At 65.9% G+C, this 12664-nt stretch carries 14 protein-coding genes and 1 tRNA gene; 5 read left to right on the plus strand and 10 right to left on the minus strand.

Going from position 1 to position 12664, the window contains the following annotated elements:
• Positions 1-43: 43 nt before the first annotated feature.
• Positions 44-1009 carry a mycothiol synthase gene (gene mshD, locus ABZ297_RS13835; protein WP_355344477.1) on the plus strand — a complete coding sequence of 322 codons (966 nt, stop codon included), beginning with the start codon at positions 44-46 and terminating at the stop codon, positions 1007-1009.
• On the opposite strand, the gene ABZ297_RS13840 is transcribed toward mshD, so the two are convergent.
• The 3 genes from ABZ297_RS13840 to dcd all read right to left on the minus strand — a co-directional run bounded on the left by ABZ297_RS13840 (position 942) and on the right by dcd (position 3303).
• The gene (locus tag ABZ297_RS13840; RefSeq protein ID WP_355344480.1) at positions 942-1946 is read right to left on the minus strand and encodes an inorganic phosphate transporter; all 1005 of its coding nucleotides are present in this window, start codon (positions 1944-1946) and stop codon (positions 942-944) included. The genes mshD and ABZ297_RS13840 overlap by 68 nt on opposite strands.
• 5 nt (positions 1947-1951) lie before the next feature.
• Entirely contained in the window at positions 1952-2569 is a 618-nt protein-coding gene (locus ABZ297_RS13845; RefSeq protein ID WP_350813216.1) for a DUF47 family protein, read from the minus strand.
• A 158-nt stretch (positions 2570-2727) separates the two neighbouring features.
• Entirely contained in the window at positions 2728-3303 is a 576-nt protein-coding gene (dcd, locus tag ABZ297_RS13850) for a dCTP deaminase (RefSeq protein WP_355344484.1), read from the minus strand.
• A gap of 99 nt (positions 3304-3402) precedes the next feature.
• Between dcd and ABZ297_RS13855 the strand changes: the two genes are divergently transcribed.
• A tRNA-Gly gene (locus ABZ297_RS13855) sits at positions 3403-3473 on the plus strand.
• Positions 3474-3587: 114 nt separating this feature from the next.
• Here the strand turns inward: ABZ297_RS13855 and ABZ297_RS13860 are convergent.
• From ABZ297_RS13860 to ABZ297_RS13885, 6 genes are all read right to left on the minus strand, one after another.
• Positions 3588-4898 carry a site-specific integrase gene (locus ABZ297_RS13860; RefSeq protein WP_355344487.1) on the minus strand — a complete coding sequence of 437 codons (1311 nt, stop codon included), beginning with the start codon at positions 4896-4898 and terminating at the stop codon, positions 3588-3590.
• Positions 4898-5104, minus strand: coding sequence for a helix-turn-helix domain-containing protein (locus ABZ297_RS13865; RefSeq protein ID WP_355344490.1), 207 nt, complete (start codon positions 5102-5104; stop codon positions 4898-4900). The genes ABZ297_RS13860 and ABZ297_RS13865 overlap by 1 nt, the downstream gene beginning before the upstream one ends.
• Positions 5105-5117: 13 nt before the next feature.
• The gene (locus ABZ297_RS13870) at positions 5118-6659 is read right to left on the minus strand and encodes a replication initiator (RefSeq protein WP_355344522.1); all 1542 of its coding nucleotides are present in this window, start codon (positions 6657-6659) and stop codon (positions 5118-5120) included.
• A 29-nt stretch (positions 6660-6688) separates the two neighbouring features.
• Entirely contained in the window at positions 6689-6841 is a 153-nt protein-coding gene (locus tag ABZ297_RS13875; protein ID WP_355344493.1) for a hypothetical protein, read from the minus strand.
• Positions 6838-8265, minus strand: coding sequence for an FtsK/SpoIIIE domain-containing protein (locus ABZ297_RS13880; protein WP_355344495.1), 1428 nt, complete (start codon positions 8263-8265; stop codon positions 6838-6840). Before ABZ297_RS13880 ends, ABZ297_RS13875 begins: the two co-directional genes overlap by 4 nt.
• Positions 8266-8351: 86 nt before the next feature.
• A complete protein-coding gene (locus ABZ297_RS13885) occupies positions 8352-8759 on the minus strand; it encodes a plasmid replication, integration and excision activator (RefSeq protein WP_355344498.1) in 408 nt (135 codons plus the stop codon).
• A 137-nt stretch (positions 8760-8896) separates the two neighbouring features.
• Here ABZ297_RS13885 and ABZ297_RS13890 point away from each other — a divergent pair, with 137 nt between their 5' ends.
• The gene (locus ABZ297_RS13890) at positions 8897-9442 is read left to right on the plus strand and encodes an Imm21 family immunity protein (RefSeq protein WP_355344501.1); all 546 of its coding nucleotides are present in this window, start codon (positions 8897-8899) and stop codon (positions 9440-9442) included.
• Here ABZ297_RS13890 and ABZ297_RS13895 read toward each other — a convergent pair.
• Positions 9430-10161 (minus strand): GntR family transcriptional regulator, encoded by a 732-nt coding sequence (locus ABZ297_RS13895; protein ID WP_355344504.1) that lies wholly within the window; start codon positions 10159-10161, stop codon positions 9430-9432. The genes ABZ297_RS13890 and ABZ297_RS13895 overlap by 13 nt on opposite strands.
• A gap of 771 nt (positions 10162-10932) precedes the next feature.
• Between ABZ297_RS13895 and ABZ297_RS13900 the strand changes: the two genes are divergently transcribed.
• Positions 10933-11805, plus strand: coding sequence for a DUF5919 domain-containing protein (locus tag ABZ297_RS13900; RefSeq protein WP_355344507.1), 873 nt, complete (start codon positions 10933-10935; stop codon positions 11803-11805).
• Positions 11802-12626: an inositol monophosphatase family protein gene (locus ABZ297_RS13905; protein ID WP_355344510.1), complete on the plus strand. Its 825-nt coding sequence runs from the start codon at positions 11802-11804 to the stop codon at positions 12624-12626. Before ABZ297_RS13900 ends, ABZ297_RS13905 begins: the two co-directional genes overlap by 4 nt.
• Positions 12627-12664: the final 38 nt, after the last annotated feature.

Raw genomic sequence — 12664 nt, forward strand, 5'->3', positions numbered from 1 at the left:
CCACATGGCGTTATTTGCCAGTCAGACGCTTAGAGTTCGGACTGTGACAACGCACGTGGAGATCAGAGAACGACTTGATGACCAGGAAATCACCGACGTCCTAGGTGTCGTGGAAGCGGCGACGGAGGCCGACGGCGTCCGTCCGCTGAACGAGCACGTCATGCTGCACCTACGCTACGGCGGCGATCCACGCGTCCGTTCGCTGCTGCTCCACGCCGACGGCGTGCTGGCCGGATACGCCCACGTGGACCCGACGGACGAGGTCGAGGGGCCGAGCGGCGAACTCGTCATCCACCCGGCATACCGCCGCAAGGGGCACGGCGAGCAGCTGCTCCGTGCCGTCCTGGACCTGACCGGCGGGCGGCTGCGGCTGTGGGCGCACGGCGACCACGCGGGCGCGGGGGCGCTGGCCGCGTCCTCGGGCTTCGAGCGGGTGCGCTCGCTGTGGCAGATGCGCCGCTCGCTGTACGCGCCGCTGACCGCCTTCGACCTGCCCGCCGGGGTGCGGCTGCGCACGTTCGTCCCGGGCCAGGACGAGGAGGCGTGGCTCAAGGTGAACGCCGCGGCCTTCGCCCACCACCCGGAGCAGGGCTCGTGGACGGCCAACGACCTGCTCCAGCGCGAGGCGGAGCCCTGGTTCGACCCGGCCGGGTTCTTCCTCGCCGTCCGCGACGACCAGCTCGTCGGCTTCCACTGGACGAAGGTCCACGGCTCGTCCGAACACGGCCACGAGCCGCTCGGCGAGGTCTACGTGGTCGGCGTCGACCCCTCACAGCAGGGCACCGGGCTGGGCAGGGCGCTCACCCTGGCCGGGCTGAGCCACCTGCGCTCGCGCGGCCTCGCCCAGGCGATGCTCTACGTGGACGAGGCCAACACGGCCGCGATCAGGCTCTACGAGTCCCTGGGGTTCGACCGCTGGGACGTGGACGTGATGTACGCCGCTACTCCACCATCCAGTGCAGCGCGAAGTACGACAGAGCAGCCACCAGGGCAGCCGCGGGAATCGTGAGGACCCACGCCGTCACGATGTTGCCGGCCACCCCCCACCGCACGGCCGACAGCCGCTTGGTGGCCCCCACGCCCATGATCGCTGTGGTGATCGTGTGCGTGGTGGAGATGGGCGCCCCGAAGGCGATGGCCGCCCCGTACAGGACGACCGCCGCGGCCGACTCCGCCGCGAACCCCTGGGGCGGGTCCAGCGCGATGATGCGGCGACCGAGCGTCCGCATGATGCGCCAGCCGCCCGCGTACGTCCCCAGCGAGATCGCGCCCGCGGACGCGAGGATGACCCACTGCGGGATCTCCGCGTTCGCGCTCGCGTAGCCGCCGACGGTGAGCGCCAGGAAGATCACACCCATCGTCTTCTGCGCGTCCTGCAGGCCGTGCCCGAGCGCCATCGCGGCGGCCGAGACGGTCTGGGCGTGGCGGAAGCCGCGGTTGGTCTTGCCGGGCTGGCTGTTGCGGAAGATCCAATAAATTGCGATCATGATCGCCGCGGCGAGCGAGAAGCCGATCAGCGGCGACAGGACCATCGGGATGACCACCTTCGTGATCACGCCGTCCCAGTGCACCACGCTGGTGGAGGCCAGCGCGGCGCCGACCAGGCCGCCGATGAGCGCGTGACTGGAGGAGGAGGGCAGGCCGAAGTACCAGGTGATCAGGTTCCAGCAGATCGCGCCGATCAGCGCCGAAGCCACGATGACCAGGCCGTGCGGGCCGCTGGGGGCGTCGATGATGCCCTTGCCGACTGTCTGTGCCACCTGGATGCCGAGATGCGCGCCGATGAAGTTCATCGCCGCGGCCATGAACAGCGCGGCTCTGGGGGTGAGCGCCCTGGTCGAGACCGACGTCGCGATGGCGTTCGCCGCGTCGTGGAACCCGTTGGTGTAGTCGAAGGCAAGCGCGATGACGACCACGCCCATGACGAGGGCGAGCGTGAGGTCCACCGAAGTCAGCTTTCCTTGACCGCGATCGACTCGACCGTGTTCGCCACGTGCTCGAAGGCGTCGGCGGCCTCTTCCAGCGCGTCGACGACCTCCTTCATTTTCATGACCGTGAGCGCGTCGTACTCACCGCTGAACAGCTTGGCCAGCAGCCGCCTGTAGACCTGGTCGCCCTGGTTCTCCAGCCGGTTGACCTCGATCCAGAACTCGTTGAGGTTCTTCATCGACCGCAGCCGCGGCATGGCCTCGGCGGTCAGCTCGGCGGCCCGCTCCAGCACCTCGACCTGCCGGACGACGTCCTTGGGCAGGTGGTCGAGCTGGTAGAGCACGATGAGGTCGGACGCGGCCTCCATGGCGTCCATGACGTCGTCGAGGTTGGAGGCGAGGCGGTAGATGTCCTCCCGGTCGAAGGGAGTGATGAAGCTCTCGTTGAGCCGGTTCATGATCGCATGGGTGCGTTCGTCACCGGCGTGCTCGCAGGCGCGCATCTTCTCGGCCAGGGCTTCCCGGTCCGAGCCATCGCTGATGATCTCCACAAGCAGGCGTGATGCCGTGACCAGGTTGTTCGCGGAATCCGCGAACAGGTCGTAGTAGCTGTCCTCACGTGGCGTGAGACGCAGGCGCACGTCGTTCTCCAGATGTGCGGGGATGGTCCGTGAAGAGAGTACGGCTTACCAGGCGAAATGCGAACTTCATGTCATGTTCTCCTTGTGGCTACCCGGCACATGTCCCACGGACACCGAGGTTCGGGCCACTTTCTGTGCCTTGCCGTGTCAGATCCGTGTCAGATCTTCGTCCGATGGAAGTTCCTGAAGGACCGCGACGGAGTCGGCCCGCGCTGCCCCTGGTAGCGGGAGCCGTACTTCTGCGACCCGTACGGATGCTCGGCCGGAGAGCTCAACCGGAACAGGCACAGTTGCCCGATCTTCATGCCCGGCCAGAGCTTGATCGGCAACGTCGCCACGTTCGACAGCTCCAGTGTCACATGGCCGCTGAACCCCGGATCGATGAACCCCGCCGTCGAATGCGTCAGCAAGCCCAGCCGGCCCAGAGAGCTCTTCCCCTCCAGCCTCGACGCCAGATCATCGGGCAGGCTCACCACCTCGTACGTCGAGGCCAGCACGAACTCGCCAGGATGCAGGATGAACGGGTCATCACCGGCGGGCTCCACCATGCGGGTCAGATCTGGCTGTTCGATCGACGGGTCGATGTGTGGATATCTATGGTTCTCGAAGACCCGGAAATACCTGTCAAGCCGGACGTCGACGCTCGACGGCTGGATCATTTCCCGCTCGAAGGGGTCCAGCGCGAGCCGTCCGTTGTCGATCTCGGCAAGGATGTCACGGTCGGATAGCAGCACGTTGAGCAACCTACCGCGTGGCGCGCACGTACTCGGGCGCCGCTGGCTTGCTGAAGTACGCCGACTTTCCGCTAGAGTAGGGGCGCGGCTTCGGCCCATGCGGGTGTAGTTCAATGGCAGAACATCAGCTTCCCAAGCTGACAGCGCGGGTTCGATTCCCGTCACCCGCTCTCACTGCGAAGGCCCAGGTCAGGATGAGAATCCCAACCCGGGCCTTGATCTTCTCTGAACTTGTTTGATCTTCTCGGGCCATTAACGGGCCATTAGCCCCCGATCACCCCGCTTCAACGAGCTCCCGCCGCTCCGCCGTCCTCGTGCGCTTCGAGCTGCTTATCAATCGCGTCGGTGATCGTCTTGTCCGCGCCTCTGACCGCGTGCTGATAGATCATCGCAGCTCGTACGTTGTCGTGCCCCATGCGCGCCATGAGGTCCTTGAGGCCCGCGCCCGACTCGGCGGCCAGCATGTTCCCCGTGTGCCTCAGGTCGTGGAAGTGCAGCCCGCAGAGACCCATCTCCGCGACCACATCGACCCACCGCGTGCGGCTATTGAAGCCGCTCCGTCGCAGCGGACCGCCCTTCGCGCCCGGAAACATGAGCGAGCCCGGCTCGTGCTGGACGTAGGTGTCCATGTGCTCTCGGAGGATGGGGACAATGCTCTGCGGGATGCCCACCGTCCGACGACCAGCCTTGGACTTGGGCGGCCCGAGCACCAGGCCGCCGGACGAGCGCTCCACATACGCCATCCGGACACGGACAGTCCTCGCATCGAGATCGACGTCCATCCGGCGTAGCGCACTGACCTCACCCCACCGCAGGCTCGCGAAGGTGGCCAGCAGGACCATGGCGCGGAATCGGCGGTCATGCGTGACGTCCGCCCTGCCGTCCCTCCCCATCTTCCACAGCGCCCGTTCAGCCTCCACACGGGTGAGGAAGACCTCCGGATGCGTGCGCATCTCGCCGTGCCGCTGGAAGCGCAGCCGGTAGACGCGGTCCTTGACCTTCCGGACGTTGCCGACGGGCCGCCGCCCCACACGATCAGCCAGCACGAAGATCTGCGCGACGGAGAGCACCGGGCGTTCCTCCGCGTGCTCGTCACCGGCCCCGCGGATCCGGCATGGATTCTTCGCGATGATCCCGTCATCTTCGGTAGCGGTCATCAGCACCGCCCGCAGCAGCCTGTACGCCTTGGCCGCCATCCCCACCGACACGCCGTTGCCGAGGAGGTCTGCTCTCCACTGCCGAATGGTGGACGTGGAGAGCTTGGCCACCTGCACATTGCCGAGATACGGGGTGATGTGCTTCTTGAGCAGCCAGCGGTAGAGATCGACCGTCCGAGGCCGCAGGCCAGGGCGCTGGTCGATCCAGGTCTCGGCATAGTCCTTGAGCTTGACCTTGCCGCGCTCCGGGTCGGTCCACTCCCCTCTGATCATCTGCGCCTCGATGAGTGACAGCGCCCGCTCCGCATCCGACTTGCGCTCGTAGGTCTCCGTGCCTGTCCTCATGCGACCGTCAGGGGCCGGATAGCGGATCTGGTAGCGCCCTGACTCGCGCTTCCGGATGTTGCCGAAACGGCGGTGGTTGTCCTTGTTCGCCATCAGGCCGCCCTCCCAGTTGCCTCGAAGGTCGTCATAGGCGCGACGGTGCCCGCGACAACGAAAGCGATCAGTGCTGATTCGCGGATGCGGACGTGCCGCCCGACCTTCACGAACTCGATGCGCCGTTCGGCGATCAGTCGGCGGACGAAGCGATCCGAGGTGTGCAGCAGCTCGGCCGCCTCCGGAACGGTGAACAGTTGGTCCAAGGTCTACCTCCCTTCAGGCCGCTGCCGGATTTGCCGAAAGACTCTGTTCTTCGAGCTGTCTCAGGTGGGCACGCCATCGCTGGCGTTCGGCGATGGACCGGAGGAGCCGGACACCGATCGGGGCGAGGTCGGGATCACCGGCCCTGACGGGGCGCCAGACGTAGCGGTGCGGATCTGTCGGCTCATCGGGTTGGCCGAGGGCTTCAAGGACCCAGGTACGGCGGTCCTGCTTGTGCTCGGCCAGCGTCTTGTTCGACCACTTCCGCGAGACCAGGACGCGGCGGCCCGCGTAGCCCAGGTGCTCGGGCTTGTGGGCCTTGGAGCGGCACCGGCCGGGAGCCATCCCCGGCTTGGCGCCCTTGGGCTGGACGCCGTACCGCAGCCAGTTCGAGCAGGTCGGCGAGCACGGCTCGTAGCGCAGGGCGTCGACGAAGCGGGCCGCGTGCTCTCGCTGGGCCTGGCCGTCGAGGGTGTCCCCGAGCGCCTTGGTCAGGTACTTGGACAGATAGCGGATGCACTGGTCAGCGTCGCCTGAGCCCGCGAGCACCCCCTTGACGTCCACCTGATCACCGAAGCGGATCACGTGCAACGGTTCTTCGCCGAGCTGGTCGAGGGCCTCGTCCCAGGCGGTGAGAACTTCGCCGGTGTCGGGATCGAGGTAGCCGACGCCCTCTTCCCAGATGGGAAGGTGGTCGCCATCGAAGACGACCTTGTCGGCCTGTGGCCACCAGACCTGGTGATAGGTGGCTGCGGCGATCTGCTTGATCTCCGACCGAGGCAGGGTGCCCCTGATCGCCATGTGCAGGTGCGGAGCGAGCCGCTTCTGAGGCTCCACCGTGGCGAAGTACTGCACGTCGTAACCAGCGACGCGACGTAGGTTCTGCACGAACCGATCGACCACCTTGGAGAAGTGCAGCGCATCGCGAGCCGCCCGCGCGTAGTCGTAGCCGTCCGGATCTATGGGAGCGCCGTTCCAGACCTTCCCGTAGCTCGGCAGGGTCAGCGTGACGAACAGCGAGGGCCGGTAGATCTTGCCGTCCGCAGCCTCGAAGGTCCGCCCTAGCGTGGTGCTGGCCATCTTGCGCTTGGGCAGGTTGGGGGCGTCCTGGCGGCGCTTGGTCGAGCGGACCCGCTTGGGAGCCGTACGTCCCAGGACGCTCCCCCGCATCCCGGCCTCGTTTATCTCTATGTCGAGCCCGGTGAGTACCGCGTCCAAGTCGGTGGTGTCGCCGCCGGCCTTTTCCGCGCCATCTCGCTGAGCCTGGATGTCAGCGCGGAACTCGACGAGCCAGCGCTGTTCGTCGGTCGCCTCGTCGGGCGTGATGACCGGTTCCTCGTCGAGGTGCCAACCCTCCCGGCATTGGGCCATGCGAAGTTGCTTGTTGCGCTTGGCGCAGGGAGGGCACTTGCTCTCCAGCGGAGAGCCACACGGGACATCGACGACCTCCGTCCTCCCAGTGGCCATGTCGAGCCGCTTGAGCGCCACAGGCCGGATGCAGACGCCGTGCAGCTTGGCGATCTCCTCGGCCACGTCACGCGCGAGCGGCTGAGCCATGCGGACGGCGCGCGGAGTCTTGCGATCAGTCAACGGACCTCCTCTCCCATCTCGGGGAACGCGAGCGCGAGCTGTCCGCACTCGCGGCACTTGGCCAGGGCGCGGATCGGGTCGAGCCACAGGACGTTGAGCTCCGCGCAGTTGGAGCAGCGCAGGCCGTCGAGGAAGTGAGCGAGCGTCATGCGGCCTCACCCCTTTCGGTGAAGAGGGCGACCATCTGCCGGATGTCGGAGTCGGAGACGTAGGCCGCACGGACCCGGATCGGTTCGCACGAGGTTTCGAGGCGCATGTAAGCCACGCCCGCGCCCAACTCGGGAACCGGCGAGATGTGATCAGCCAGGGCACCGCGATCCCGAGCGCCTTCGCCGAGGACCATGTCCACCTGTTCGGACTCATCCAGCCGGAGCGCGATCTTGTCCGGGAACAGGTTGCGGATGTTCATGACCTCCTTGCGTGGGTCCTGCAAGGCCGCCATGACCCCCACACCGACCGAACGGCCCTGAGTGGCGAGCGTGGCCAGCGCGGCGGAGATGCGGTGCCTGAGGTGCTTGTCGGGCTGGTAGGCGGTCAGGAAGGCCACCTCGTCGACGAGGACCAGGACGAACGGGTCCTCAATGGTCGGGACGTGGGAGCGCTGGAGGCCGGAGAAGCGGGCCGCGCGCTTCTGCATGACGTTGACGGCCTCGTCCAGCAGGTCGGCGCAGTCAGCCGGATCAGCGGCATACCTGCCCTGGAACAGCTCTCGCCCGTAGGACAGCTCCATCGATTTCGGATCGAGCGCCCAGACCTCTACCAGGCCCGCCCGCATGGCCGGGAGCAAGCCGCGGATCGTGTCCCATAGGAAGGAGCCCTTGCCCGCCCCGGTCGCGCCCGCGATCAGGACGTGCGTGCCGTGAACCTTGAGCCTCAACGGCCTGCCGTCCTCCTGCTTGCCGATCTCGACCGGCCCGACCATCGCCTCGTCCGGGATGGGGAGCGCTGGTATCGGCGCGGCCAATGGATCACTGCGCGGGAAGGTGAGCAGCAACAGCCCGCCCTTGACCAGGGCGACCCGGCAAGAGGTTGCGCCGAAGCCCTGGGCGAGGTTGTCAGTACGGTCGGCCCAGTCCTTGACCGCCTGCCCCTTGAGCATCCGGACAGTGATCCGGTCGGCCCAGCCGTCGCACTGGACGCGGACCAGCCGGGGCAGGTAGCCGCGGCCGTGCACACGCTTGGCCAGGCCGGAGACGTCCATGACCGACTGCCAGTGACGGCGGTAGACCCACATCAACCGCCACCAGGCCAACAGCCGCCGGCCGACGAGACTGGCGAACGAAGCCAGGTCGATAGAAGCCCAGGCGAGAAGAGCCAGGACGACGAGCCCGAACACGGACGTCGCCAGCAGCCAGCCGTACCGGCTCCAGGTGAATCCCAGAGCCACGGGCACGGCGACCGCCACCGGGTGACGCCAGATCGTAAGAATCAGCGCCGACGCGAAGCGCCAGCCGTAGATGACGAACGTGATGAAGGCCGGGGTCTGGACCACGGCGGGTTTGAAGACCACCGCCGTGTCGGGGGTGGTGGAGACGATGCGGTGCGGCTCGTCGCCGGGCATCCTCTTGAACATTACGCTGGAGTCCTTCCAAGCATGTGGTGTGTGCGGGAGAACGAGGGGCCGCCGGAAGTTGCCGCTTCCTGCGGCCCCGCTGAGCGTCAGGCAGCGTCCTTTGCTGTCGTCTTCGCGGCGGCGCGTGGAGCCCGCATCTCACGGACCCGGATCGAGTACGCCAGCCGTCCCGACTGGTTGACGTACGGCGTAACCGTGACGTGGTCGAACTCGACCGGCGTGAACGGCAGCCCCGGCATCGGAGCCGGAGGAACCGGCTGCACCGGGCTGAGGACCTTCACTGCCACGGTCTTCTGCGCGGCCTTGAGCGACGGGTCCGCGTCCATGACCGTGACCTGCCAGACGAGCTCACCCGTCTGCTTGTCACGCGCCTGGACGAAGCGCCCGCTCGTGGAGGCGTCGAAGTCCTTGACGGGCTCGACCTCTCCGACGATGTAGCAGCCGTGCGGGAAGACCATGTCGAACGTGACGGGGATCGGACCTTGCAGTGCCATGAGGAGTACTCCTTGGGTGGTCGTCTTGTCGCTAACTCGACTTGTCGAGCTGTCGTCAAGATACCCCACTCTCAGGCACTCGATAACACGAGTTGACGAGATTATTTAAACGGGTTGCGGCCTTTACTCTGATCGGCATGGCACAAAATGGCGCAAGCTCGGACGAAACGGCAGGGCTGACCTGGGTCTCAACATTAGGCGGACCCCACATCGTCATTCCCGAGTCCGCCTGCCAGTACTGGCAGGGGTCGCCACGGGATTACCCGGACAATGAAGGCGACTATGGCCGCGCTTGCGAAGTCGATGGGTATATCGACCTCATCGAGGTGAGCCCGGTCGAAGCTCTGGTTTTTGGAGACCACCCCGGCCTCGCGACATTCTTACCGCGACAACGCGTTCTCGTCCGATGGATCGCTGCCGACTCGACCGCCGCGCTCGTGGAGGCAGCTTCGAATGCTGTGGAATCAGGGAAAGTGGCCTGGGACGATGAGCTGACGTGGGATGTCAGCGAGCCATTGATCCTCTTTGATTCGGTTTACGGACATGAGTACCTCCAAGGAGAGGTGCACCTACGGATCAACCTGCCCATGGGGCGTCACGTCGTCCGGGCCGGATATCACGAGGCACCGGACGCCTACATGATCCTTGCGCAGTTCACTCCAGCGGAGGCTCAGATCGAGTAAGCGTCTTCCAGTTCATGGAGAGCGCCGGGAAGCACCAGATCCACAACGAGAACGGGCCTGCCGCCGCCATTGAAAACGCTCGCCAGCACCCCGAGGACCGGCGCCGTCTTGCGCAAGTCCAGAAGCTTGGCCTCGTCGGCAGTGGGGTGTCGAGCGCTTAGGCGTTCCACGACATGTTGGAGCTTCAACCCCTTGGAGGCCTGGAGATGCTGCCTGATGCTCGTTTCGAGGAGTTCGGCCGCGCCGAGGTCCGTTCCGTCCGCTAGACCGGCTGCACACCAGATGGTGACGAGGTCGGTTGACCGCTCGCCATCGTGGAACAGGACACGCCGCCGTACCAGAAGAGAGTCGTCAGGAACGTCAAGGAGCTTCGCCACAGGGGCGGGCGCGACGACAGGACCCGCATCCACAAGCGAGCCATTCTCGTCGACTTCCACTCGGTCGAGCACAGCTCGCCCAGGTCGGGTACTCTCCTCCGCCAAGTCGGGCGAGGCCGCCTTCACGAAGGAACCCTTGCCGTGCTCCCGTTCGATCACGCCTCGGAGCTGGAGCACTTGGAGCGCCCGCACGACGGTCGGCCGGCTCACACGGAACTCGCGAACAAGCTGCGTCTCGGACGGAAGTTGGGACCCCGGCGGATAGGTGCCGTCCGCGATCTTCCGCCTGATCGCCTGGACGATCTGAGCGTACTTCGGGGGCGCGAACTCTTCAGACGACATGACGACCATCCAACAACTCGACTTGTCGTGAAGTCTAGCTGCGGACCCTGCTCCTGTCTCCCCCTCTGCGGGCAGGGAGTTCGGAGGGGTGGGGACTGTCTGTCTGCGCTACAGCAGTCCCCACCGGCCCCGAGATGCGACGGTATGGACAACGTTGCACCGAACCGCCTATCGCGCCTCGCCGCTCAGAAGCGCTCTCCACACCTCTTCGGCTTCTCTGAACAGCCAACGATAGGTCTCCTGGACTTCAGGAGCGCCCTCGAGCTGGATGGTTCGACGGATGTAGGCAGCGCCACCCGCATGGCACAGCTCGTACACGGTGGCGCGACACCCACAGGTCCATGAGACCACCCGGACTCGGCTTTCCGCCTTGAACGGATCCCGCCAGACGAGGCGCATGTGATCACCCCGAGCCATGGCAACGTGAGGGCTCAGGCAATCGGACATCACGATCATGAGGATCCACCTACCGTCCCAGTTCCGCCGCATCGCCAGCAGTCCGCCCGTTGCTGTTCGCCGGGGGCGGTGTCACCGGGGCTCTCGGCGGCCACCACGGCGCGGCGAAGGCTGACGTACTTCCAGCCCCGCCCCGAGCAGGAGTCACATCGCGCAGTCATGCAGTGAGGATTGCCCGATCACCTGTCACGTCTCGACCGCCCGCGAGTACCGTCTGTGATCATTCAGGTGTCTCTTTGTCTCGTCTCTGTCTCGTCCGCGCTCGTCTCCGTCGCTAATCTGGGCTTACAAGGCCCCCAGCCCGAGGCGTGGATCATGACTGACCGGCAGATCCTTTTGAAGGTGCTCCTGAGGCAACGCCACTGGCAGACGTACAGCACGTTCTGCAAGGAGTACGACAAAGCGGCCAAGAAGGTGGACTCCTCGTTGCAGGGTGGGTGGCCGAGTCGTGCTCAGCTCCACCGCTGGCTGACCGGCGAGCTCAAGGGTCTGCCGTACTCCGATCACTGCCGCGTGTTGGAGGCGATGTTTCCAGGCAAGACCGCCGACGAGCTGTTCTCGACGAACGGCGTCGAGGTGGCCGCGCCCAGGACCGAGCCGGAGACAGTCAGAAGCGCCGGCCCCGAGCCCCAAGTCTGCGTCGGGCCGCAGTTGGCCGACGTGTCCGCCGTGTTCAGCAGCCGTGCCGCCTTCTCCTCTGCCTATCCGGCGTCAACGTTGTTCGACAGCGCGAAAGAGATCAGTGCGGCGGGGCTGTCCCTCAACATCATCTGCCAGAGCTACCCGGATCACCAGCTCAAGCGCCTGCTGGACTCCGGCACCCGGATCCGGTGCCTGTTCCTCGATCCGAAAGGCGAGGCGATCCGCGCCCGCGAGGCCGAGGAGAGATACACCGACGGGACGCTGACGACGTTGACCGCGCTCAACATCAGCATGCTGACCAGATTGCGAGACCGGCTCGACCCCGAGTCAGCACAGCGACTTGAGCTGCACGTTTATGACGAGACGATCCGCTTCAACATCCTCCTCGTGGATCGTGGGCTGTGCGTCGTTCAGCCCTACCTGCCTCAAGCTCGTGGAGTCGACTCGCCTACTCTGGTGATCACCGACAACACCGCCGCGGATGGCTTGTTCCCCGTCTTCGACCAGGTGTTCACCTCAATGTGGGAGCGGAGCAGACCCGTATGACCATCGACATCCGGACCCTCCTCCCGATCGCCGAGCACGCCGCCACCATCGCCAGCGAGATCATCCGCACCAAGGCCCCAGGAGTCGTCACCGCCAAAGGCGACCGGGACATGGCCACCGAAGTCGACTACGCCGTCGAACACGCCGTCCGGAAGTTCCTGTCCCGCGAAACACCCGAGATCGGATTCCTCGGCGAGGAAGAAGGCGTCAGCCACACCGGCAACGGCCTCATGTGGGCACTCGACCCCGTAGACGGCACCGCGAACTTCCTGCACGGCATCCCCTTGTGCGGCGTCTCCCTGGGCCTGATCGACAAGGACACGCCCACCCTCGGCGTCATCGACCTGCCGTTCCTCGGCACCCGCTACACCGCAGCCGAAGGAGCAGGCGCCCAAGCCAACAAGACCGACATCCGAACCAGCGACACCCGCGACCTGGACGCCGCCATAGTCTCCATAGGCGACTACGCCGTCGGCGACAACGCCCAGGAACGCAACCGTCCCCGACTCGCACTCACCCAAGAACTCGCCGCCCGCGTCCAACGCATCCGCATGTTCGGATCAGCCGCAATCGACCTCGCATGGGTAGCCGACGGCAAGACCGACGCCCTCATCATGCTCAGCAACAACCCATGGGACACCGCCGCAGGCGTCCTCATCGCCCGCGAAGCCGGAGCCACCGTCGTCGACATCGACGGCAGCCCACACACCATGACCGCACGAGCCACCATCGCCGCCAGCCCAAAACTCATAGCCGACCTCGTCGAACTCATCGCCGAAGCCCAGAAGGCGGCGCAACACAACCCGAGCACTGCCGAATAGTTCCTGTATAGATCAAGGCGGCGGCGCGGCGCGCCGCC

Origin of the sequence: Nonomuraea sp. NPDC005983, assembly GCF_040614375.1 — a bacterium.
Taxonomy (GTDB): Bacteria; Actinomycetota; Actinomycetes; order Streptosporangiales; family Streptosporangiaceae; genus Nonomuraea.